Source organism: Devosia sp. (genome assembly GCF_014860165.1).
Classification (GTDB): domain Bacteria; phylum Pseudomonadota; class Alphaproteobacteria; order Rhizobiales; family Devosiaceae; genus Devosia.
This window is the reverse complement of record NZ_JACZKG010000014.1, coordinates 17,276-40,299: the sequence shown is the minus strand read 5'-3', so window position 1 is coordinate 40,299 and position 23,024 is coordinate 17,276. Positions and strand designations below refer to the sequence as shown.

23 protein-coding genes are annotated in these 23,024 nt (G+C 63.2%); 13 read left to right on the top strand and 10 right to left on the bottom strand.

The window, feature by feature from the left end; all coding sequences use genetic code 11:
• A complete protein-coding gene (dprA, locus tag IH615_RS03375; RefSeq protein WP_291359797.1) occupies positions 1 to 1,119 on the top strand; it encodes a DNA-processing protein DprA in 1,119 nt (372 codons plus the stop codon).
• Here the strand turns inward: dprA and IH615_RS03370 are convergent.
• Positions 1,116 to 2,147, bottom strand: coding sequence for an aldo/keto reductase (locus tag IH615_RS03370; RefSeq protein ID WP_291359796.1), 1,032 nt, complete (start codon positions 2,145 to 2,147; stop codon positions 1,116 to 1,118). The two genes, dprA and IH615_RS03370, sit on opposite strands and share 4 nt — an antisense overlap.
• Before the next feature lie 289 nt (positions 2,148 to 2,436).
• Here IH615_RS03370 and topA point away from each other — a divergent pair, with 289 nt between their 5' ends.
• Positions 2,437 to 5,058: a type I DNA topoisomerase gene (gene topA / locus IH615_RS03365; protein WP_291359795.1), complete on the top strand. Its 2,622-nt coding sequence runs from the start codon at positions 2,437 to 2,439 to the stop codon at positions 5,056 to 5,058.
• 92 nt (positions 5,059 to 5,150) lie between these two features.
• On the opposite strand, the gene IH615_RS03360 is transcribed toward topA, so the two are convergent.
• The 3 genes from IH615_RS03360 to IH615_RS03350 form a co-directional block, all read right to left on the bottom strand.
• The gene (locus IH615_RS03360; protein ID WP_366484708.1) at positions 5,151 to 5,384 is read right to left on the bottom strand and encodes a GIY-YIG nuclease family protein; all 234 of its coding nucleotides are present in this window, start codon (positions 5,382 to 5,384) and stop codon (positions 5,151 to 5,153) included.
• A gap of 174 nt (positions 5,385 to 5,558) precedes the next feature.
• A complete protein-coding gene (locus IH615_RS03355; RefSeq protein WP_291359793.1) occupies positions 5,559 to 6,599 on the bottom strand; it encodes a dipeptidase in 1,041 nt (346 codons plus the stop codon).
• A 166-nt stretch (positions 6,600 to 6,765) separates the two neighbouring features.
• Positions 6,766 to 7,335 carry a hypothetical protein gene (locus tag IH615_RS03350; protein WP_291359791.1) on the bottom strand — a complete coding sequence of 190 codons (570 nt, stop codon included), beginning with the start codon at positions 7,333 to 7,335 and terminating at the stop codon, positions 6,766 to 6,768.
• A gap of 119 nt (positions 7,336 to 7,454) precedes the next feature.
• Between IH615_RS03350 and rnr the strand changes: the two genes are divergently transcribed.
• From rnr to rpmG, 3 genes are all read left to right on the top strand, one after another.
• Positions 7,455 to 9,743, top strand: coding sequence for a ribonuclease R (gene rnr / locus IH615_RS03345; protein WP_291359789.1), 2,289 nt, complete (start codon positions 7,455 to 7,457; stop codon positions 9,741 to 9,743).
• 4 nt (positions 9,744 to 9,747) lie between these two features.
• On the top strand, positions 9,748 to 10,137 hold the full coding sequence (locus IH615_RS03340) for a DUF983 domain-containing protein (RefSeq protein WP_291359787.1): 390 nt from the start codon (positions 9,748 to 9,750) through the stop codon (positions 10,135 to 10,137).
• 94 nt (positions 10,138 to 10,231) lie between these two features.
• Entirely contained in the window at positions 10,232 to 10,399 is a 168-nt protein-coding gene (gene rpmG / locus IH615_RS03335) for a 50S ribosomal protein L33 (protein ID WP_056233989.1), read from the top strand.
• A 438-nt stretch (positions 10,400 to 10,837) separates the two neighbouring features.
• Here the strand turns inward: rpmG and IH615_RS03330 are convergent, their stop codons facing one another.
• Complete coding sequence (locus IH615_RS03330; protein WP_291359785.1) at positions 10,838 to 12,208, bottom strand: PleD family two-component system response regulator; 1,371 nt, start codon at positions 12,206 to 12,208, stop codon at positions 10,838 to 10,840.
• Between the two features lie 93 nt (positions 12,209 to 12,301).
• Complete coding sequence (locus IH615_RS03325; protein WP_056233995.1) at positions 12,302 to 12,673, bottom strand: response regulator; 372 nt, start codon at positions 12,671 to 12,673, stop codon at positions 12,302 to 12,304.
• A gap of 87 nt (positions 12,674 to 12,760) precedes the next feature.
• On the opposite strand from IH615_RS03325, the gene IH615_RS03320 reads away from it, so the two are divergent.
• The 7 genes from IH615_RS03320 (at position 12,761) to IH615_RS03290 (ending at position 18,511) form a co-directional block, all read left to right on the top strand.
• A complete protein-coding gene (locus IH615_RS03320; protein ID WP_291359780.1) occupies positions 12,761 to 13,051 on the top strand; it encodes a DUF3572 family protein in 291 nt (96 codons plus the stop codon).
• Between the two features lie 3 nt (positions 13,052 to 13,054).
• A complete protein-coding gene (locus IH615_RS03315) occupies positions 13,055 to 14,380 on the top strand; it encodes a DNA polymerase IV (RefSeq protein ID WP_291359779.1) in 1,326 nt (441 codons plus the stop codon).
• Entirely contained in the window at positions 14,377 to 14,835 is a 459-nt protein-coding gene (locus tag IH615_RS03310; protein ID WP_291359778.1) for a RidA family protein, read from the top strand. The genes IH615_RS03315 and IH615_RS03310 overlap by 4 nt, the downstream gene beginning before the upstream one ends.
• Positions 14,836 to 14,896: 61 nt before the next feature.
• A complete protein-coding gene (locus IH615_RS03305) occupies positions 14,897 to 15,655 on the top strand; it encodes a glycerophosphodiester phosphodiesterase family protein (RefSeq protein WP_291359777.1) in 759 nt (252 codons plus the stop codon).
• Between the two features lie 129 nt (positions 15,656 to 15,784).
• Positions 15,785 to 16,912: a GNAT family N-acetyltransferase gene (locus tag IH615_RS03300; RefSeq protein ID WP_291359841.1), complete on the top strand. Its 1,128-nt coding sequence runs from the start codon at positions 15,785 to 15,787 to the stop codon at positions 16,910 to 16,912.
• Positions 16,913 to 16,966: 54 nt separating this feature from the next.
• Positions 16,967 to 18,091 carry a hypothetical protein gene (locus IH615_RS03295; protein WP_291359776.1) on the top strand — a complete coding sequence of 375 codons (1,125 nt, stop codon included), beginning with the start codon at positions 16,967 to 16,969 and terminating at the stop codon, positions 18,089 to 18,091.
• Between the two features lie 3 nt (positions 18,092 to 18,094).
• Positions 18,095 to 18,511, top strand: coding sequence for an HIT family protein (locus IH615_RS03290; protein ID WP_291359775.1), 417 nt, complete (start codon positions 18,095 to 18,097; stop codon positions 18,509 to 18,511).
• Between the two features lie 127 nt (positions 18,512 to 18,638).
• Here the strand turns inward: IH615_RS03290 and IH615_RS03285 are convergent, their stop codons facing one another.
• From IH615_RS03285 to proS, 3 genes are read right to left on the bottom strand one after another with little or no spacing between them, the layout of a single operon-like run.
• Positions 18,639 to 19,325 carry an ABC transporter ATP-binding protein gene (locus tag IH615_RS03285; RefSeq protein ID WP_291359773.1) on the bottom strand — a complete coding sequence of 229 codons (687 nt, stop codon included), beginning with the start codon at positions 19,323 to 19,325 and terminating at the stop codon, positions 18,639 to 18,641.
• The gene (locus IH615_RS03280; RefSeq protein ID WP_291359839.1) at positions 19,318 to 20,640 is read right to left on the bottom strand and encodes an ABC transporter permease; all 1,323 of its coding nucleotides are present in this window, start codon (positions 20,638 to 20,640) and stop codon (positions 19,318 to 19,320) included. The genes IH615_RS03285 and IH615_RS03280 overlap by 8 nt, the downstream gene beginning before the upstream one ends.
• A 59-nt stretch (positions 20,641 to 20,699) precedes the next feature.
• Positions 20,700 to 22,049, bottom strand: a complete 1,350-nt coding sequence (proS, locus tag IH615_RS03275; protein WP_291359772.1) for a proline--tRNA ligase — start codon at positions 22,047 to 22,049, stop codon at positions 20,700 to 20,702.
• Positions 22,050 to 22,377: 328 nt separating this feature from the next.
• On the opposite strand from proS, the gene IH615_RS03270 reads away from it, so the two are divergent.
• Positions 22,378 to 22,704: an MmcQ/YjbR family DNA-binding protein gene (locus tag IH615_RS03270; protein ID WP_291359770.1), complete on the top strand. Its 327-nt coding sequence runs from the start codon at positions 22,378 to 22,380 to the stop codon at positions 22,702 to 22,704.
• Between the two features lie 47 nt (positions 22,705 to 22,751).
• Here the strand turns inward: IH615_RS03270 and IH615_RS03265 are convergent, their stop codons facing one another.
• On the bottom strand, positions 22,752 to 23,000 hold the full coding sequence (locus tag IH615_RS03265) for a DUF1467 family protein (RefSeq protein WP_291359768.1): 249 nt from the start codon (positions 22,998 to 23,000) through the stop codon (positions 22,752 to 22,754).
• Positions 23,001 to 23,024: the final 24 nt, after the last annotated feature.

The window sequence follows — 23,024 nt, the reverse complement described above, 5'->3', positions numbered from 1 at the left end:
TTGGCGCCTCGCTCGGGTGCCGCCCTGACCGATGCGCAGCGCCTCGACTGGCTGCGGCTGCTGCGCACCGACAATGTCGGCCCCGCCACTTTCCGCCAATTGCTCAACCGCTTCGGCTCCGCCGGGGCGGCGCTCGAGGCCCTGCCCAGCCTGGTCAAGCGCAACGGCAAGCCCTTGCGCGTACCCACGAAGGCGGCGGCGGAGGACGAGCTTGCCGGCCTGTCGCGCTACGGTGCGCGGCTGGTCGCCAGCGTCGACCCGGACTATCCTGATCTCCTCAACTACATTCCCGCCGCGCCGCCACTGCTCACCATGGCCGGCGGGCAGAACCTCGACTGGCAGCGGACGGTAGGCGTCGTCGGCGCCCGCAACGCGTCTGCCGCAGGCATCAAGATGACGCGCATGCTGGCTGGCGACTTGGGCGAGCGCGGCTATACGGTGGTCTCAGGTCTGGCCCGGGGCATCGACACCGCGGCCCATAGGGCAACGCTGACATCAGGCACGGTCGCCGTCCTCGCTGGCGGGCTCGACAAGATCTATCCGGACGAGAACATCCCCCTGGCGCATGATATTCTCGACAATGGCGGCGCGCTGCTCACCGAAATGCCGCTGGGCTGGGAGCCACGAGCGCGCGACTTCCCCAAGCGTAACCGGCTGGTTTCCGGTCTCTCGCTGGGCATTGTCGTTGTTGAGGCCGCCAAGCGCAGCGGTTCGCTGATCACCGCGCGGCTGGCGCTCGAGCAGAATCGCGATGTCTTTGCCGTCCCCGGATCGCCGCTCGACCCGCGGGCCGAAGGCGGCAACGCCCTGATCCAGCAGGGCGCCAGACTCATCACCTGCGCCGAGGACATCATCGAAACCCTCGGCAGTGCCGACCCCAGCCGCACTGCTTTGTTCGACCGCGATTGGGAACCAGACCTGCTGCCCGATGCGCCACCGCCGAGCGAAGACGACAAGTCGCGCCTGCTCGCCGCCCTCACGGCGACGCCGATCGAGGTCGACGAACTGGTGCGCCAGTCGGGCCTCACCGTCTCCACCATGCAGATGCTGCTGCTCGAACTCGATCTGGCCGGCCAGATCGAGTGGTCGAGCGGGCAGCTGGTGGCGCTGAAATACTAGCGCCCCCCCTCGATATTGCGATTGCGCTGGCCGATGCCGCCGGCACCATAGGGATAGTCGCTCATCTCTGGCTTGCTCGCTTCGCTGAGCGTTGCGATCTCCTCACCCGTCAACTTCAGTGAGGCGGCGCCCAGGTTGTCCTTGAGCTGCTCCGTCGTCCGCGCGCCCAGGATCACCGAGGTCACCGCCGGCTGCGCCGACACCCAGGCGAGCGCTACCTGGGCCATGGTCACGCCGCGTGCCTTGGCGATATCCTCGACGGCCCCAATGACCTCCCAGGTCACCGACTTGGCATTGCGCTTTTCAAACGCCTCCATGCCGCGCGCCGGGTTTTCGCCCAGTCGCGTTGCCCCTGTCGGCATCTGGTCGCGCTTGTACTTGCCCGAGAGCCAGCCGCCACCGAGCGGCGACCATGGCAGCAGGCCAATATTTGCATCGAGCGACGCTGGCACGATCTCGTGCTCGATGTCGCGGACCAGGAGGTTATATTGCGGCTGCAGCGTGATCGGTGGCGTATAGCCGTTGGCCTTGGCGAGCCAGACGGCCTTGGTCAGCTGCCAGCCGAGGAAGTTGGAAAAGCCGTAATAGGCAATCTTGCCTGATCGAATCGAGTCGTCGAGAAAACGCAGCGTCTCTTCCAATGGCGTCAGCGCGTCGAAGGCGTGCATCTGGTAGAGGTCGATATGCTCGACCCCGAGCCGCTTCAGCGAGGCATCGAGCGCCTCACGCAGGTTCTTGCGCGACAGACCGAGATGGTTGGGCCCATCGCCCATCGGGAAGCGCCCCTTGGTGGTGATCACCAGGTCACGCAGGCCGGTCGGCTTGGTCTTGAGCCAGCGCCCGACGATCTCCTCGGACACGCCGGCGCTGTAGACATTGGCGGTGTCGATGAAATTGCCGCCGGCCGCGACATAATTGTCCATCAACCGGAACGAGGTGGCCTCGTCCGATTCCGCGCCGAATGTCATGGTGCCGAGGCAGTAGGCCGAAACGATTGCGCCGCTGTTGCCAAGCTTGCGATATTCCATATCAAAATCCTCCTGAGGCCCCAGGGATGCTCGGCGGACGGCGGCGCACACGGTGCGAACCGGTCAATCGGGGAGCAATGCACAGAATGGGGCAAAGCGCAGAACGCGCCCGGCTATTTCTGCACGTCTTGTATGGCAGTTGCAAGACCCTCGCCCCACTCGGAGGCCGCGCAAAAAATCCTCTCTCTAAGAGAGAGTGCGGGAGACCGCTCTTTGCCTACATTGACACCGCATCACGGCTTCACCATGTTGCGCCACTTCTCTTTGAGCGTTGCGGAACAGGTATTCCATGAAGGTCGTCGTCGTTGAAAGTCCGGCTAAAGCCAAGACAATCAACAAATATCTGGGCTCGGGCTATGAAGTCCTGGCCTCCTTCGGCCATGTCCGCGACCTGCCGGCCAAGGACGGTTCGGTGCGTCCCGATGAAGATTTTGCCATGTCCTGGGAGGTCGATACCGCCTCCAAGAAGCGTCTGGCGGACATCGCCAATGCCCTCAAGGGGGCCGACGGCCTGATCCTGGCGACTGACCCTGACCGCGAAGGCGAAGCCATTTCCTGGCACGTGCTTGATGTCCTCAAGGCCAAGAAGGCTATCAAGAAGGACATGAGCGTCCAGCGCGTGGTGTTCAACGCCATCACCAAGGACGCCGTCACTGCCGCGATGGCCAAGCCGCGCGAAATCGATATGCCGCTGGTGGATGCCTATCTCGCTCGCCGCGCGCTCGACTATCTCGTCGGCTTCACGCTCTCGCCCATCCTCTGGCGCAAGCTGCCGGGCTCCCGCTCGGCCGGCCGCGTGCAATCGGTGGCCTTGCGCCTGGTGTCCGACCGCGAAGCCGAGATCGAGAAGTTCAAGGCCGACGAATACTGGTCCGTCGAGGCCAAGCTGGCCCAATCCGGGAAGAGCTTCCTGGCCCGCTTGTTCTCGGTGGACGGCAAGAAGACCGACAAGCTCGACATCAAGACCGGTGAAAACGCCGCCGAGCTCAAGAAGCTGATCGAATCCGGCCAGTTCAACGTCAGCTCCGTCGACAAGAAGCCGACCAAGCGCAATCCCTATGCGCCCTTCACCACGTCGAGCCTGCAGCAGGACGCCTCGTCGCGCCTGGGCCTGTCGCCCAATCGCACCATGCAGATCGCCCAGCGCCTCTACGAAGACGGCCTCATCACCTATATGCGTACCGACGCCGTGCAGATGGCGCCCGAGGGCATCGCCATGGCCCGCTCGGTGATCGGCAAGTATTTCGGCGAGGAATACCTGCCGGAGAAGGCCCGCATCTACCAGACCAAGGCCAAGAACGCCCAGGAAGCGCACGAGGCCATCCGCCCGACCGACATGTTCAAGCGCCCCGAGCAACTCAGCCTCGATGCCGACCAGGCCAAGCTCTACGGCCTGATCTGGCGCCGGACGCTCGCCTCCCAGATGCGCTCCGCCGAGATCGATCGCACCACCGTCGACATTGCCGTCAACGTCCCCGGCCGCGCCGTCGAACTGCGCGCCGTCGGCTCGGTCGTCACCTTTCCGGGCTTCCTCAAGCTCTATGGAGTCGAGGTGAAGTCCGACGAGCCCGACGACGAGGACGAGGAAAGCCGCGAATTGCCGCCGCTCGCCGTCGGCGACAAGCCGGCCCTCCAGGCCGTCGAGATCGAGCAGCATTTCACCCAGCCGCCCAGCCGCTATACCGAGGCGAGCCTGATCAAGAAGATGGAAGAGCTCGGTATCGGCCGGCCTTCCACCTATGCGGCGACCCTCACCACGCTCAAGGACCGCGACTATGTCCGCCTTGAGGGCAAGGCGCTGCATCCCGAGGATCGCGGCCGCATCGTCACGGCCTTCCTCGAAAGCTTCTTCACCCGCTATGTCGAATATGGCTTCACTGCCGGCCTCGAAGAACAGCTCGACCAGGTCTCGGCCGGCGACCTCGATTACAAGACCGTGCTGCGCGATTTCTGGAAGGATTTCACGCACGCCACCGACGAGATCAAGGACCTTCGCGTTTCCGAGGTGCTTGATGCCCTCAACGAAATGCTCGCCAGCCGCATCTTCCCGCCCAAGGAAGATGGCTCCGATCCGCGCCGCTGCCCCACCTGCGGCACCGGCCAGCTCTCGCTGAAGCTTGGCAAGTTCGGCGCCTTTATCGGTTGCTCGAACTATCCTGAATGCAAGCACACCATGCAGCTCTCGGACGCGGCCAATGGCCAGTCCAGCGAAGCTGCCGCCGGGGACGGCGTGCTCGGCACCGATCCGGAGACGGGCGAGGAAGTCTTCGTCAAATCTGGCCGTTTCGGTCCCTATGTGCAGCTCGGCGATGGCAAGGAAGCCAAGCGCAGTTCCCTGCCCAAGGGCTGGGAGCCGGGAGCGCTGACCCTCGAAAAGGCGCTGCAACTGCTGAAGCTGCCGCGCGATGTGGGCCTGCACCCGGAAACCGGCCTGCCCATCGTTGCGGGCCTGGGTCGCTATGGTCCCTTCATTCTGCATGACGGCAAATATGCCAACCTGCCCGATGTCGAGGAGATCTTCACCGTCGGCATCAATCGCGCCGTCGACCTGATCGCGCAGAAGGCCGCTGGCGGCTTCAAGCGCGGCGGTGGCACTGCCGTGGCGGCCATCCAGACATTCGAGCACGACAACGGCCCCATCAGCGTCCGGGCCGGCCGCTACGGGCCCTATGTCAACCAGGGCAAGATCAACGCCACCATCCCCAAGGATGTGAAGCCCGAGGACGTGACAGTCGACCAGGCCGTGCAGTGGATAGCGGCCCGCGCCGAGGCCACCGGCACCAAGGTCAAGAAAGCCCCGGCCAAGAAGGCCGCCGCCAAGAAGCCGGCGGCCAAGACTACCGCTGCGAAAAAGCCCGCAGCAAAGAAAGCGGCGCCGAAAACGGTGAAGCCTGAAGACGTGCCGTTCTAGCCCCGAAGGCAACCACCACCACCACGTTCCCTCGGGCTTGACCCGAGGGCCACCCTCAACTGTGCACGATCAAGGGATAGAGATCATCCCACTCAGGGTTGTTCTCTTCGATCAGGGCATCCTTCCATGCCCCGCACCCAATGCTTGACGTTCCGCTCGCGCTGCATTGCGCGCCGGATATCCTGATGTTCCTCGAAATACACGAGCAAGTGGCAGTGGTGCTTCTTGGTAAAGCTCGGAACGACCTCGTTCTTGTGCTGCCAGATGCGCTGGACGAGCTTAGTCGTCGAGCCGACATAGATCGCCCCGTACTTCCTGTTCGCCATGATGTAGACCCATGCCGCCATGTGCCCATGTTGATGCGGCTAGCGGCCCTCGGGTCAAGCCCGAGGGAACGCGATGGTTGTTGGGTGAACTGTGGTTGTTGCGTGATGGTGTCAGATAGCGCTGCGTTCCCTCGGGCTTGACCCGAGGGCCGCTCTCCCGTCGCGCAAGGCGCCCTACCCCATCACCCGCTCGACCATCCCCAGCCAGTTCCCCATGGCGATCTTGCGCACCAGCGCCTCGCCATAACCCTTGTCCAGCAGGGCCTGCAGCAGTTTCTGAACGCCGGTGACGTCGCCAATTTCAGCCGGCATCATCGCCCCGTCGAAGTCCGATCCCAGCGCCACCCCATCCTCGCCCAGCGCTTCCACCAGCGCATCGACATGGCGCACCAGCACTTCCATTTCCGTGTCCGCAACGAACCTCCCGTCCGGCCGCAGGAAGCCGGTGGCATAGTTCAGTCCCACCATGCCGCCGCTGTCCCTGATGGCGGCGAGCTGCCAATCCACCAGGTTGCGCGCATGCGGGCAGATGGCGTGGACATTGGAATGCGTCGCCACCAGCGGATGCGTGCTGATAACTGCTACGTCCCGAAAGCCCGCCGCGTTGAGGTGGCTGAGGTCCAGCATGACGCCCATGGCGTTGCAGACCCGCACCAGCTCCTTGCCGGCAGCGCTCAGTCCCGGCCCGATGTCGGGATCGGCATTGAAGCGGAATGGCACCCCGGTCCCGAAGGCGTTGGCGCGGCTCCAGGTGATGCCGATGGAGCGCAGGCCCGCCGCGTATAGCAGGTCGAGCGAGCGGAAATCGGTATCGATCGCCTCGGCGCCCTCAATGTGGAAGATGGCCGCCAGCGTGTCCTTCTCCATTGCGGCCCGCAATTCGCCCGCATTTCGGCACACCGCCAGCGCCCCTACCCGCTCCAGGCGGAACAGCACCGACGCCATGCCATTTGTGGAGGCCAGCGCATCGGCGATCGCCAGCTGCGGCGGCAGGTTCGGGTCGAGCCCGCCATTGGTCACATTGGCCAGGCCCGTCTTGAGCGGCGGCGGGAACATGGCGAAGAAGCCACCCTTCATTCCCCCGGCCCGGGCGCGCGGCAGGTCGATGTGACCGTCCTTGCTGCCCTCGATGAACGGCCGCTCCTTGTCCGCCCCCGGCGCCTCCAGCAGGCGCAGCAGGGTGTCGTTGTGGCCGTCGAAGAAGGGGATGGTCATGAAAGGGTCCGGTAAGTGCGAGTCGTCCGGCCAAGGTAGCGGCACGTAGCCCGATGGGCCACCGACTCGACCAACATCCAGCAGGCCATCGGCTTAGAACTTTGCCTGGTCGCCGGGTGATGCCGCCCTCGGTTAGCCTGGGGGCGACAAGCATGGCTCCAGGAGGCTAGGGCACCCAGCCCGGACAGAAAGCATTGGTTTGCTTGATCCCGGCTGCGGCGTAGCTGTCACATATGCCCTTGGCATCGAATGCCGCACCACCCGGACGCATCACATAGTCGTCCGTGTTAAAGACTTGGCCAAGCTGGATGCCTGCTTTGCTCGCCAGCGACTGGATTGTGGTGGCGGCCTGGCTCAGCGGTGCGGGTGCGGATCGGCTGGTGGACAGGCCAAAGGGGTCGCCAGCAACCCATTGTCGCATGATGAACAGCAAATCGCGCTCCGGCACGCATTCCGTGCGCCCGGCCGGCAGACCGGTGACCGGATTGTAGCGATTGGACCCGAAGCGGAGGCAAATGTGGCGCTCGACCATGCCGTAATAGGCTTTGCCCTGCAGCACCTCGGCCGACGAGCTGTGCCAAAGATAGGCGTCGCCGGATGGACTGATGTACATGACCTGCGTGCCCTGAACCGGGTGTGCCAGCAGCATGGTCCGGGAGGGGGGACGCATTGGCGCGGCGATGGCTGAACTGACAAACAGCGTCAACGCGGAAAGGACAATGACAAGCAGGCGCATTTCGACACTCCAACGGCATGCGCCGAAAGAGCATGACCCGAGCGGCCTGACAATGCTCGTAACAAATGGAGCCAGCGTCATTTGCCGAACCGCGCTCCATCCCCTACATATCCACCAACATGAAAACTCCAAAAATCACCAAGAAACCCCGCAACACCTCCGGCCCCCGCCGCGCCACGACTCCGCGCGCCGCGGGGCTTCCCACCCGCGAGCAGCTGCTTGAGGCGCTGGCCCAGCAGTCGGACATCAAGGGCAAGCGGGACCTTGCCAAGGTGTTCGGCATCCGGGGCGACATGCGTCGCCCGTTCAAGGCCATGCTGGCCGAACTCGAGGGCGAAGGCGTTATCACGCGCACCCGCAAGGCGCTGCGCCGCACTGCCGCCCTGCCCCATGTCACCGTGCTCGACATCCCGTCCGATGCCGATCCGGATGATCTGCACGCCTATCCCGCGCAGTGGAACGAGGAGGAAGGCGACAAGCCCCGCGTCATCGTTCTGGGCGGCCGCGATGCCCGTGTCGTGCCAGCGCCGGGCGACCGGATCCTCGCCCGCATCGATGCCGGCGAGGGCGAGGTGCCGCACTACACCGCCAAGGCGATGAAAATCCTCGACAAGCCGCGCCGCGGCCAGATCGGCATCGTCCGCATGGACGAGGATGGCGCGCGTCTCATTCCGGTGGATCGCAAGCAGAAGGAAATGCGCATTCCGCTGGGCGACCTGCTCACGGCCGCCGATGGCGATCTCGTCGAAGTCGAGGTCAAGCTATCCGGCCGGCTGATGATTCCGCGCGCCAAGGTAACGTCGGTCATCGGCAATCCGATGTCCGAGGGTGCGGTCAGCCTTATCGCCATCCACAATCTCGAAATTCCCTACAACTTCCCCGCCTCGGTGATCCGCGAGGCCGAGGAGGCAAAGGAAGCCACGCTCAAGGGCCGCGAGGACTGGCGGGATATCCCGCTGATCACCATCGATCCGTCAGACGCCAAGGACCATGACGACGCCGTCTATGCCCAGCCGGATGAGGATCCGGCCAATGCGGGCGGACACGTGGTCTACGTCGCCATCGCCGATGTCTCGGCCTATGTGCGGCCGGGCACGGCGCTCGATCGCGAGGCCTATCTGCGCGGCAATTCTGTCTATTTTCCCGACCGCGTCGTGCCCATGCTGCCGGAACGGATTTCCAACGAGCTGTGCTCGCTCAAGGAGGGGGAGCCGCGCGCGTCCCTGGCCGTCCGCATGGTTATGGGCGCCGACGGCAAGAAGCGCAGCCACACGTTCCACCGCGTGCTGATGCGTTCGGCCGCCAAGCTCAGCTACCAGCAGGCACAGGCGGCCATCGATGGGCGGGCCGACGACAAGACCGGGCCGTTGCTCGAAACGATCCTGCGACCGCTCTGGGATGCGTATGAGGCCATGGCCAAGGCCCGCGACCACCGCGGTCCGCTCGATCTCGACCTGCCGGAGCGCAAGATCATCCTCGACGACAAGGGCATGGTGAAGGACATCCGGGTTCCGGAGCGCCTGGATGCCCATCGCCTCATCGAGGAAATGATGATTGCGGCCAATGTGGCCGCGGCCGAGACGCTCGAGCAGAAGAAGTCCGCCCTGCTCTACCGCGTGCATGACGAACCCTCGTCGGAAAAGCTCCAGGCGCTGCGCGATTTCCTCGGCTCGCTCGATATCTCGGTGAAGAAGTCGGACAGCGTGCGCGCCAGCGATTTCAACGGCATACTTGGCCAGGCGCGCCGCGCCGGCAATATCGAGCAGGTCTCGGAAATGGTGCTGCGCTCGCAGGCCCAAGCCGAGTATGCGCCTGACAATTACGGGCATTTTGGGCTCAATCTGGACCGCTATGCCCATTTTACCTCCCCCATCCGGCGCTATGCCGACCTGATCGTGCACCGGGCGCTGATCGCCGCGCTGGGCCTGGGGAATGACGGGCTCAGCGAGGCCGAGATGCTGCGCCTTGCAGGCATTGCCCAGCATATTTCGGCCACCGAGCGGCGGGCCATGATGGCCGAGCGCGAAACGGCCGATCGCCTGCTGGCGCAGTTTCTCGCCGCCCAGATCGGCGCCCGCTTCGAGGGGCATATTTCCGGCGTCACCCGCTCGGGTCTGTTCGTGCGCCTGCTCGAAACCGGCGCTGACGGGTTCATTCCGGCCTCAACTCTGGGCGCGGATTTCTACCGCTACACCGAGGACCAGCAGGCAATGATCGGGGATCGCACGGGGGAGAAATTCGCCCTGGGTGACCGGGTCAGCGTCCGCCTGGTCGAGGCGGCTCCCGTCGCCGGCGCCCTACGATTCGAGCTCCTGTCGGAGGGGACGCGCGGCAATCCGTCATCTGGCAGACGGAACCCAAAGCGCCCATCTGGGAGTTACGGTCCGAAGGGCCGAAGAAAAAGGTGATTTGATGGGTAGCAAGACACTTCCGGAGCGCAGCGTGGGACAGGCCATGTGGCGTGGCACGCTCTGTCGGTGTCCGCATTGCGGTAAGGGTCATATGTTCCGCGCCTATCTCAAGGTGGCCGAGGAATGCGACGTGTGTGGCGAGCCGCTCAACCTGCACCGCGCCGATGACTTCCCGCCCTATATCGCCATCATGATCGTCGGCCACCTGCTGGTCGGTCTCATGCTCCATCTGGACATGGTGTGGCATGTCGGCCCGCTGACCTATCTCTACACCATGGTCCCGCTGGGGGTCATCCTGCCCATACTCATGCTCCCATCGATCAAGGGGGCTATCGTGGGCCTGCAATGGGCCAACCATATGTATGGTTTCGGCACGGGGCAGCGAGACTGATCTGGCTTGACTTCCGGACCAAAATCCGTAGGTTGCGCCCAAATTCAAAGCGCCGCCATTTCGCGGCGCCTTATTATTTGTCGAGGACACTGCAATGGCCAAAGCCGCTTCCGTCAAGATCAAGCTCGTGTCGACGGCTGATACTGGCTACTACTACGTCACCAAGAAGAACGCCCGCACCCAGACCGAGAAGCTCTCGTACAACAAGTACGATCCGGTCGTGCGCAAGCATGTCGAGTTCAAGGAAGCCAAGATCAAGTAATCTGGCGCCTGCTCACACGCTAAAGACGCGAAAGCCCCGCATCGATGATGCGGGGCTTTTTGCTGCAGGCATGCATCCGGCCGATTTGCAGGCAAAGCACAAGAAATCTGCCGGCATGCTGGCGGTACGGTCGCGGCAAAACTGTGTGAAGAGAATAGGAGTGGCTGGTCCGGAGCGGCATGTCGAAGAGGCCACTCTGTCCGCATCCGGACCAACCGCCCTACGGGACTCAGGAGTTGCGGCGGACCTGAGAAAGCCGTAGGGAACCCTCGGTGACTGTCCCAAAATGGGTCACTCGCCTTGTTGAGGGCAACCTACGCTAAGGCCGGGGAAACTCAAGCAGAACCAGCCATTTGCTGCTGGTAAGCTTCTGTTAATTATAACGGATAACCCTAACGCATCCATTTACGCAGGATTGCGCAAGGGCGGCCGTTCCGGTCAGGCGGCGTCAAACACCACCCGGTTGCGTCCCTCGCGCTTGGCGCGATAGAGGGCGACGTCAGCCCGCTTGATCAGGGATTCCGGCGTATCGGCGGCGCTCTCGTTGAGGGTCACGCCCGCCGACACGGTCACTGATAGCGGCCGGCCCGCATTGACCTCGAAGCTGCGCTCGGCGATCGACTGCCGCACCCGCTCGGCCACCAGTTCGGCCTGGCCGAAATCGGTGTCGGGCATCAGCACGACGAATTCCTCGCCGCCGAATCTGCAAGCAAGATCGACGCCGCGGATATTGCGCTTCAGCCGCGCCGCGAATTCCTTGAGCACCGCATCGCCGATGTCGTGGCCATAGGTGTCGTTGACCGCCTTGAAGTGATCGATATCCAGGATCATCAGCGCCATGTCGCGTTCCTGGCTCTGGGCCTTGCCCAGCATGACCCCAAGATGGCGGTCGAAATAGCGCCGGTTGTAGAGGCCGGTCATGTCGTCGGTCACGGCCAGGGCCATGGTATTGTTGACACTTTGGCGCAGCTCCAGCGCGTAGCGCTGTCGGCGGATCTGCGTGCGGACGCGCGCGGCGAGCTCGTTGCGCTCCACCGGTCGGGAGATGAAGTCGTTGACGCCCAGATCGAGCGCCCGCACCACGCGGGGCTTGTCGGCGTCGTCGGCCATCAGGATGATCGGCAGGTTGCGCGCATGCTCCAGCGTGCGGATCTGCGAGCAAACCCGCAGCGGGTCGAAGTCGGTCAGCGCCATCGCGACGAGCGCCAGTTCGTAATTGGCGCCAGTGACCTGGAACACCGCATCGGCGGGCTGCAGCAGGATATCTACGTCGTGTTCGGGCGTGAGATAGTTCTTGATGCGCTCGGCGTGGCGCTGGTCGGTGTCGACGATGAGGATGGAGCCTGCCGCGGTGTTGATCTTGTCCATGGCCCGCATGGAATCCTCAATGGCGATCTGCTGGCCGGTCGTGGCGCGGGCGCGCAACTCATCGGTGAGCGACTTGAGGCGCACCAGGCTCTTGACGCGCGCCATCAGTTGCATGTCATCGACCGGCTTGGTCAGGAAATCGTCGGCGCCGACCTCCAGACCCTTGACGCGGTCGGAGGGCTGATCAAGGGCCGTAATCATCAGTACGGGAACATGCTGGGTCCTGGGGCTGGCCTTGAGCCGGCTGCAGACTTCGAACCCGTCCATATCGGGCATCATCACGTCGAGCAGGATGATGTCGACGTCAGAATTGTTGCAGATTTCAAGCGCTTGCGGGCCGGACGAGGCCGTTACGACTTCATAATACTCCGCCGTCAGCCGCGCTTCGAGCAGCCGGACATTGGTTGGAATGTCGTCAACGATCAGTACGCGTGCAGTCACTGGCTTAGCCCCGAAACCTGTCGCCGGCCGCTGGCGTCCCCCAGCGGCGTCGAGCGGGCTGATCAGGCAGGCAGTCTGGCTGGCTCTGCGCGGTCAGGCCGGTCCAATGTAGCGGGCAATAGTTTCCAGAAAGTGAGGCACGGAGATCGGCTTGCTGATGTAACCCTCGCAGCCGCCCTGCAAAATCCGCTCCTCGTCCCCCTTCATGGCGAAGGCCGTGACCGCGATGACGGGGATATGGGCCAGGTCATCATCGTCCTTGAGCCACTTGGTGACCACCAGCCCGGACACCTCCGGCAGTTGGATATCCATGAGGATGAGATCGGGATGGTGGGCGCGTGCGAGATCGAGTGCCTCCATGCCGTTACGGGTCTGGATGACGGCATATCCGCGCGATTCCAGCAGATCGTTGAAGAGCTTCATGTTGAGCTCGTTGTCCTCAACGATCATCACAGTCTTTGGCATCGATCTTTCTCCGCGCCGCTAAGGCGCTGGCGGCGCTTCGCTTTGCCGCCCGGTTCAGCTAACATTGAATCTCTTACAAAACACCAAATGAGGCCGGTGGTGCCGCGTTCCGAAAAAGCCGAGAGCTCCGCCGTTTCCCTGGCCGACGCCTGTCTCGGCTACCTTGCTGAAAACCCTGACGAACTCCTGGCCTTCATGCAGTTTGCCGGCCTTGACCCGGAGGCGCTTCGCCGCTCCGTCGGATCATCCCATCTCCAGCACGGCCTCATCGACTATTTTGCCTCAAACGAACCGATTCTGCTCGCCCTCTGCGCGAATTCGGGCATATCGCCCGAACAGTTCATGCGAGTCTGGCATCGGCTCAATCCGTCGGGGTAGAAGGTGGCCCTCGACTGGCTTTGCCGCGACTGCCTGAGCTTCGGCTCCAGTGCCACCGTTTCCGGCCGCTGCCCGGGCTGCGGTTCCCCTCGCCTGCGCAGCCACGAGGAGCTGTTCCAGCTCTCGATCGCCCATGTCGACTGCGACGCTTTCTACGCCTCGGTGGAGAAGCGGGACGATCCCAGCCTGCGTGACAAGCCACTGATTATCGGTGGTGGCACACGCGGCGTCGTCTCGACCTGCTGCTATATCGCCCGGCAGTCGGGGGTTCGCTCGGCCATGCCGATGTTCCAGGCGCGCAAGCTCTGCCCCGACGCCGTGATCATCAAGCCCGACATGGCCAAGTATGTCGGCGTCAGCCGGCAGATCCGTCAACATATGGACGCCCTGACCCCGCTGGTCGAACCGCTGTCCATCGATGAGGCCTTCCTCGACCTGTCCGGCACCCGGGCCCTGCACAAGGCACCGCCTGCACTGGTGCTGGCCCGCTTCGCCAGGACTATCGAGACCGAGCTCGGCATCACCATCTCGGTCGGGCTCAGCCACAACAAGTTCCTGGCTAAGGTCGCCTCCGATCTCGACAAGCCGCGGGGCTTTGCGGTCATCGGCAAGGCCGAGACCCTGTCGTTCCTGGCGCCGCGCCCGATCAGCCTGATCTATGGGGTCGGCAAGGTGTTCGCCGAGACTCTGCGCAAGGATGGTCTGGTCACCATCGGCCAGTTGCAGGATGAGCCGCCGGAAAACCTGATGCGCCGGTATGGCGAGACCGGTGCCCGGCTGGCTCGGCTGGCCCGGGGCGAGGACAGCCGGCGCATATCTCCGGATGGGGAGATGAAAACGATCTCGTCAGAAACCACATTCAATAACGATATCAGCGATCTGGATCAACTTTCTACAGAATTGCTCAATGTCACCGAGCGGCTGTCGGAGCGCCTCAAGGCCAAGAATGTCGTCGGTGACACGGTGACGCTGAAGCTCAAATCATCAGGTTTCCGCTTGCGCACGCGCGCCCGGCATTTGATGATCCCCACACAGCTGGCCAATGTGATTTATGAGACAGGCCGGTCGCTGCTGGAGCGCGAGGTCGATGGCACCGCTTTCCGGCTGATTGGAATCGGTGTCTCAGGTATCGATACGGCCGATGGCAGCGACCCGGCTGATTTGCTGGAGCCGGCCATCGCCCGCAAAGCGGCGGCCGAGCGTGCCATGGATCGCGTCCGCAATCGCTTCGGCCGCGAAGCGGTGGTACGGGGCAAGCTCTACCGACACAGGCCGGCGCCTATGCCGACAGAACCAGACGACGACCAGAACGAAGGCAAGACCAGATGACCAGTCCGATCGAGAAGCTCCGCGAGTATGGCTACGAACTGCCCGCCCCCAAGGCGCCCGTCGCCAACTATGTGCCGGTGGCGCGTAGCGGTAACATCCTTTACGTGTCGGGTCAGATTTCAAGCAACGAACATGGGGTCGTGACCGGCCTGCTCGGCGAAACCATGAATGTGGTCCAGGGCGGCAACGCTGCCGAGCTGGCGGCGCTCAACGTCCTCAGCCAGATCGTCCATATGGGCGGCGTGCCGCTCGAAGAGGTCAAGCGCCTGCTCAAGATCACCGTGCTGGTGGCATCCACGGCCGATTTCACCGAACAGCACTTGGTGGCCAACGGGGCGTCGAACCTGCTGGTCGGTGTGCTGGGCGACAAGGGCAAGCATGCCCGCGCGGCCTTTGGCGTAGCCTCCCTGCCCTTCGGCGCGGCGGTGGAGATCGAAGCGGTCGTCGAAGTCTAGCCGCTACACCAACGTCACATTCCGGTGCCATTGAGGCATCCCAACCGCGACGAGGGCCGCCATGACCGAACCCCTGTTTCCAAATCCGATCGCCCATCGCGGGCTGCATGACCGTGCCAAGGGCGTTATCGAAAACAGCGCCAGCGCCTTCGAGGCCGCCATTGCCGGCGGTTATGCCATCGAATGCGACATCCAGCTCAGCAGCGACGGCGTGCCGGTTGTCTTTCACGACGACGTCACCGAGCGCCTGCTGGGAAAGCCCGGTGCCATCGCCGATCGCGCGGTGAGCGACATTACCTCTTCCCGGCTCCTGGACAGTGCCGCGGGCGACTGCCCACAGCGGTTCACCGATTTCCTGGCCCAGATCGCCGGCCGGACGCTGCTGCAGATCGAGCTCAAGCACCAGCGTGATACGACCGGTACGCAGTTGCTGGCGCGGTCGGTGGCCGAAGCCCTCAAGACCTATGAAGGGCCGGTGACCATCGAGTCGTTCGATCCGCACCTGTTGACGGCGGTCCGCCAATTTGGTTTTGCCGGTCAACGCGGCATCATTACCTATGACTACGCCGATGAGAGCGAGAGCAGCACCCTCACTGCCGAACAGCGCTACACCCTGCGCCACCTCCTGCACTGGCATGAGACGCAGTTCGATTTCATCTCCTGCGCCAAGGATGCCCTCAACCTTCCTGCCATCGTGTTCTGGCGGGCCCTGGGAAAGCCGGTGACGGCCTGGACCATCCGATCGCAGGCGGAAGCCGATGCTGCATTCGCATTGTCGGATCAGGTGGTGTTCGAAGGATTTGCGCCCAAGGTGGCGTGACCTTGGCGCTCGAACCTTACAATCCCGGGCGAACCATCCTATTTCTACCAGACCTGTTGACCGCTGCCGGGACTTGCCTTGGCTGACCAGCCGACCCTTCGCGCCACCATTCATCCCAGCACGGCCAGCATCCCCGCGGCCGTGTGGAATTCGCTTGTCCCGTCGACCGGCGGACTGACGGATAATCCCTTTCTCGATCACGCATTCTTCGCGGCCCTGGAGGATTCCGGCTGCGCGACCAAGCGCACCGGCTGGCAGCCGCAGCACATTCTGCTCAGCGACGACAGCGGCCAGCCGCTGGGGCTGATGCCGCTGTTCCTCAAGTCCCATTCCATGGGCGAGTATGTCTTCGACCATGGCTGGGCCAATGCCCTGGAGCGGGCCGGCGGCAGCTATTATCCCAAGCTGCAATGCTCGGTACCGTTCACTCCGGTGACGGCGCCCAAGCTGTTGGTGCCATCAGGCGATCCCGCGATCAAACAGGCCCTGTTGTCGACCGCGCAGCAACTGGCCATCCAGCGCAACGCTTCGTCGGTCCATGCCACCTTTGTGCCCGGCGCCGAGGCCGACGAAATCGAATCGGATGGCTGGCTCAAACGTTTCGACACGCAGTTTCACTGGCACAATGAAGGCTTTGCCAGCTTCGACGATTTTCTTGAGACGCTGTCCTCGCGCAAGCGCAAGACCATCCGCAGGGAGCGGCGCGATGCACTGGCGGACGGGCTGACGGTCAAGTGGCTATCGGGCGCGGACCTGCGCGAGGAACACTGGGACGCCTTCTACGCGTTCTATGAGGATACCGGGGCCCGCAAATGGGGTCGGCCCTATCTCAACCGCGAGTTCTTCTCGCGGCTCAATGCCACGATGGCCGACCGGATCGTGCTGATGCTGGCCTATGATGGTCCCGAGGCCATTGCGGGCGCCATCAACTTCGTCGGCAAGGACCGCATCTTCGGCCGCAACTGGGGCTGTACGCGCGAGGTGCCGTTCCTGCATTTCGAACTCTGCTACTATCAAGCAATCGACTATGCGATTGCCCATAAGCTGGATGTGGTGGAGGCCGGCGCGCAGGGCGAGCACAAGCTGGCCCGCGGCTATGCGCCGGCGACCACCTATTCGGTGCACTGGATTGCCCATCCAGGCCTGCGCGATGCGGTCGCCGATTTCCTGGAGCGGGAGCGCGCCGCGGTCGAGGAGAACCAGGAGCTGCTCGAGCAGTTCACTCCCTTCCGCAAGGGCGAGCGGACGGACAGCTGAGCCGTAGCGCGATCGTCACTTCCCCCGCCGGTGCTTCCCCGTTAAGTAGGCAATATGATCTGGGATATAATTGTCTTCCTGCTGCAGGCAGCCCTCGCCTTCGTGGTGTCCACGGCCCTGTTCGACGCGCTGCATTGGATTCTGCACCGGTGGGAGCGGTCGACGATCCCGCTGCTGCGGACCTTCTCGTCCTGGCATTGGGTGCACCACAAGTTTCTTGGGCTCGATATGCAGATCAACCCGGCCTATGCGCGGGCCAATATCTGGTTTCACATCCTGCCTGAATATCTGACCTCGATAGCTGGAACGCTGGCGTTTCTGCTGGTATTCCCGTGGCCGCCCGTGGTCGCCGTCCTCGTCATCCGGACAATCATGTTGGTGATGACGCTGCGGGAGGAAGGGCTCGACTACAACCACATGTCGATGGACCGGGTGGGCGGCCAGCAGGGCCGGCTTTGGGTGGACAACAACTACCACGCCATGCACCACGTCTATCCCCACAACTTCTTCTCCTCCTTCGCCAATGTGTTCGATCTGGTTGCCGGCACCAGCTGTCAGATCGAGGGACGCCGGTTCCTGGTAACCGGCGCCAGCGGCGCCTTCGGTTCGGCCATGGTCGAAAAGCTCAGGGCACTGGGCGGGATCGTGGAGACTGCCAAGTCCGGTGTGGATTTTGCGCCGGGGGACCATGCAGCGATGCGTGAGAAGCTGGAGCGGGCGGATGTCCTGGTGCTGTCGCATGGCGCCAAGACCGACGACTGCTGGAACGCCAACAACGTCACCTTCCGCGAACTCACCGAGCTTTTCACCGACCTGGGCAAGACGCGGCTGGCCCCGCCCGAGGTCTGGGCACTGGGTTCAGAAGTCGAATTCCATGGCGATATGGGCATGGACGAGCTCAAGGCCTATTCAGCCTCCAAGCGGGCTTTTGCGCTGCGCGCCCGGGAATACTATCGGTCGGACGCCCTGATCTACCGGCATATCGTGCCGTCGTCGTTCACCTCGGCCATGGGCAAGGGCGCCATGAGCGCCGAGACTGCGGTGAGTGTCGCGCTGTTCATGATCCGCCGCGACTTCCGCTATGTCCCCGTCACCCTGACCGGGCTGGCGGTGCTGAACTATTTCCGTTTCCGATTCTTCCAGAGAGGCCGCCCGGACGACCTGCAGCCGGCGGAGTGAACCATGAGCTACGACCCATCCAACATTTTCGGCAAGATCCTGCGCAGCGAGATCCCCGCGCACAAGGTGTATGAGGATGACAGTGCCCTGGTGATGATGGACATCTTCCCGCAATCGCGCGGCCACACACTGGTCGTCCCCAAGGCGCCGTCACGCAACCTGCTCGATGCCGATCCCGCCGCGCTGGCAGCCGTGATGCCCCTGGTGCAGAAGGTCGCCAATGCCGTGAAACGGGCGACCAATGCGGACGGCATTCGGTTGGCCCAGTTCAACGAGGCGCCGGCGGGGCAGACGGTGTTCCATCTGCATTTCCACGTCATTCCGGTTTACGAGGGCACGCCGCTGGCCGCGCATGCGGGCGGCAAGGCCGATGATGCCGAACTGGCATCGTTGGCCAAGGCTATCTCCGAGGCGCTCTAGTGGTGCCTGCGGCTGCTGCCATGCATGGTCAGCGCCGCCACGATCGCCATGGTCCCAATGATCATCAGCAGGGTCATTGCCGTTCTCCTTGAGCAGGGAGAACTCACTATGCGCCCACGGGGTTCAATCACAAAGTGTGATCGACGACCAGCCCGCCCTTAAGTGTAACGATGCGATCGGCCCGCCGGGCCAGGTCGTGGTTGTGAGTGGCGATGAGGGCGGCAGCTCCCTCGTTCTTGATCAGGTTGGCCAGCGCGGCGAAGACCAGGTCGCTGGTTTCCGGATCGAGATTGCCGGTCGGCTCGTCGGCCAGGATGACCTTGGGATGATTGGCCGCGGCGCGGGCAATGGCAATGCGTTGCTGTTCGCCGCCCGACAGTTCGGCCGGGCGATGGCTGGCGCGCGGGGCGACGCCCAGCAGGTCAAGCAGTTCCAGCGAGCGCTTGTCGGCCTCGGCCGGCGACTTGCCGGCAATCAGCTGGGGCATTGAGACGTTTTCGAGAGCAGTGAATTCTGGCAGCAGGTGGTGGAACTGGTAGACGTAGCCCACCGTGGAGCGGCGCAGCTGCGTGCGCCCGCGATCACCCAGCCTGCTTGTCGGGATGCCCATGATGGCGACCTCGCCGCCCTGTGGGCTCTCCAACAGACCTGAAATGTGCAGCAGGGTTGATTTGCCGGCCCCCGAGGGCGCAACCAGGGCAACCAGCTCGCCGCTATGGACGGTCAGGTTTGCTGCGTCCAGCACGCGGATGATCTTGTCGCCCTGGCCGTAATGCCGGTGGACGTCGGTGAGAACCAGATGCGGCTCATTCATAGCGCAGGGCCTCGACCGGATCATATTGGGCGGCACGCCAGGCCGGATAGAGCGTGGCGAGGAAGCTCAGGCCCAGGGCCAGGCACACGACCACGGCGACCTCGACCGGATCGGTCTTGGAGGGCAGCGATGACAGGAAGAATATTTCGGGCGGGAAGATGGCCACGCCCAGGGTGTTGGACACGAAGGCCCGCAGCGTCTCGGCATTTGCCGCCACGACCAGGCCGAGAGCTACCCCGCTCAGCGTGCCGACGACACCAATCGTGGTGCCGGTGATGGAGAATATCCGCATGATCGAGCCGCGCGTGGCGCCCATGGTGCGCAGAACCGCGATGTCGGAGCCCTTGTCCTTCACCAGCATGATGAGGCTGGAGATGATGTTGAACGCGGCCACCAGGATGATCATCGAGAGGATGGTGAACATCACCACGCGCTCCACCTGCAGCGCCGAGAAGAAGGTCTCGTTGCGCTGCTGCCAATCGGTCAGGATCAGCGGCCGGCTCGACGGGTTCGCCTGCAGGCGCTCGCGCATAACCTTGGTATTGTCGGGGTCGTCGATGAAGATCTCGGCGGCGCTGGCCTGGCCGATCTTGTCATAGGCTGCCTCGATTTCCACATTGGTGGGCGGCGGGTCGAGGGGGCCCGTGGCCGGCGGCTCCATGCCGGGTTTCAGCACTTCCTCGATCAGGTTGAAATAGTCCTGTGCCGGCTCGAGCGGCATGTACATGAAGAAGCTGTCGAACTCGACCATGCCGAGGTCGAAGATGACGTTGACCGGATAGGACCGGATCTGCGGCGTAGAGCCAAAAGGCGTCATCGCTCCATCGGGATTGATGATCTGCACCTGGTCGCCAATGGATACGCCCAGCGTCTGGGCCAGCCGGTAGCCGATGGCCACGCCCTTGCCCTCGTCCCACTGATCCCAGCCGCCCTGATCGGCGCTGTTGTAGAGCAACTGGAGCTTCTTGAGATTTTCCTCGTCCATGCCGCGCACGGTGACGCCGGTGGAATTGCCCTTCCCCGAGGCCAAAACCTGGCCTTCGACGAAATAGACCGCAAAGCTCACGCCATCGACCTGCTCGAGCGCGGCCACCGTCTCCTTGTAGTCGGTGAATTCGCGTTCGATCGGATAGGCGGTGAAGTGGCCGTTGAGGCCCAGGATCTTGGTCAGCAGCTCGGCGCGGAAGCCGTTCATCACCGACATGACGACGATGAGCGTGGCAACGCCGATGGCCACGCCGACCATGGTGAGGCTGGCGATCACCGAGATGAACGCCTCCTTGCGGCGGGCGCGAAGGTAGCGCCCCGCGATCATCCACTCAAAGCGCGAAAAGGCGCGCGTGCCCTTGTTCAGCAGAGGCGGCGCCGTATCGGTCAAATGTCGGTCTTTCGCTGCGGTTCGATGAGGCCCTTGAGGCGTGCAACGGCGTCGGCGATCGGCAGGGTCTCGCGCTCGCCGGTCTTGCGGTGCTTGATTTCGGCTTCGCCGGCAGCCAGGCCGCGGGGGCCCAGGATGATCTGGTAGGGGATGCCGATAAGGTCGGCGGTGGTGAACTTGGCACCGGCGCCCTGGTCGCGATCGTCATAGAGCATGTCGAGGCCGGCTGCCGTCAACTCGTCATAGAGTTTGTTGCAGGCCACGTCGCAGGCCGCATCGCCGGCCTTGAGGTTGATCAGTACGGCCTCGAAGGGGGCCACCGAAACCGGCCAGATGATGCCGGCATCGTCATGGCTGGCCTCGATGATGGCGGGCACCACGCGGGTCAGGCCGATGCCGTAAGAGCCCATATGCACGATGGTTTCCTTGCCATCCTGGCCGGTGACGCTGGCCTTCATGGGTTCGGAATACTTGGTGCCGAAGTAGAAAATATGGCCGACTTCGATGCCGCGCGCAGAAACCCGCTTGTCCTCGGGAACGGCGGCTTCATAGTCGGCATGATCGACCATTTCCTCGGTCGCGGCATAGAGCGAGGTCCAGTCGTCGACGATCGGCTTCAGGTCGCCGCGGAAGTCGGTGTCCTTGCCGGGGATGGGCTTGTCCAGCAGGTCGCGATGGCAGAACACAGCGCTCTCACCGGTATCGGCAAGGATGATGAATTCGTGGCTGAGATCGCCGCCGATGGGCCCGGTATCGGCGCGCATCGGAATGGCAGTCAGGCCCATGCGGGCATAGGTGCGCAGGTAGGCCACGAACATGCGCTCGTAGGCCTTTACGGCTGCTTCCTTGGTGAGGTCGAAGGAATAAGCATCCTTCATCAGGAATTCGCGGCTGCGCATGGTGCCGAAGCGCGGACGCACCTCGTCACGGAACTTCCACTGGATGTGGTAAAGGTTCAGCGGCAGGTCTTTGTAGGATTTCACATAGGTCCGGAAGATGTCGGTGATCATCTCCTCATTGGTGGGACCATAGAGGAACTCGCGCTCGTGCCGATCCTCGATGCGCAGCATTTCCTTGCCATAGGCGTCGTAGCGGCCGGATTCGCGCCAGAGGTCGGCAGACTGGATGGTGGGCATCAGCAATTCGATCGCGCCGGAGCGGTTCTGCTCCTCCTCGATGATGCGCTGCACCTTCATCAGCACCTTGTAGCCCAGCGGCAGCCAGGAATAGAGGCCGGAGGCTTGCTGGCGGATCATGCCGGCACGCAGCATCAGGCGGTGCGAGACGATTTCTGCTTCCTTGGGAACGTCGCGCAGCACCGGCAAAAAGTAGCGAGACAGGCGCATGTGAACTCCCGAAAACGGCCGTCGACTCAAGGCTTTTGTTGATGCCCACTCAAATCCTACTCGTCCATCTGATGCAAGCATGGAAGGCATGCAGAATCTGCGTGACAGGGCGAAATCTTGTTGTTAGGGTCCCTCGCAATAACGCAAAGGCGGTCCAAAACCGCCGGACGTCGACAACGTCAAGGGAGGAGCGTTGGCAGCCGCTTCAGTAGCGTGCCTAAGACCAACGTATTGTCGAACAAACTCTTTTAGCGGGGCCATGTGCCCCGCTTTTTTGTTTCTGCTGGCGAAGGTAATGCCCAAATAGGCATTCAGGAGGCCTTGGCACATGGCTGACGGAGCCGATCTCAGACGCATGGCGCTCGCCCTACCCGGAACCACCGAGGCACCCCATTTCGACCGTGCCGCATTCAGGGTGGACCGTATTTTCGTGACACTGGATGCCGCTGGTCAAACGGCCAATTTCAAGTTCACGCCGGACGAGCAGGAATTCAAATGCCAGCTTGCCCCTGACGTGTTCACCCCGGTGGATAATGCGTGGGGACGCCAAGGCTGGACGACTGCTCGCCTGGCGGCGGCGACCCAAGATGATCTGCAGGCGGCGCTCGAAATGGCGCATGCGCATGCCATCAGCAAGGTGAAGCGGAAGCGCTAAGGGTTTCCAGCCTGACCGACTTCGCGACTATCCCGCTTGGTGGCGGTTCAACGGTTCCAGTAGTGGTGCAGCGTCTCGTTGGTGAGGCCCCAGAGCAGTAGCGCCGTAAGGGCAACGGCCAGACCGGTCGCGATCAGGGCCTTGCGCAGCAGGCGCGGCGTAACCGGTGCGCCCGGCTCGGTACCGGCGACGACTTCTCCCGCCTCATGCTGGCTGCGATTGCCGATGGGCAGCACGGCGACAAAGGTCAGCCACCAGATGACGAAGAAGACGGCAATGATGGAGCCGATCTGCATAAAACACATCCTGCAGCCACAAGC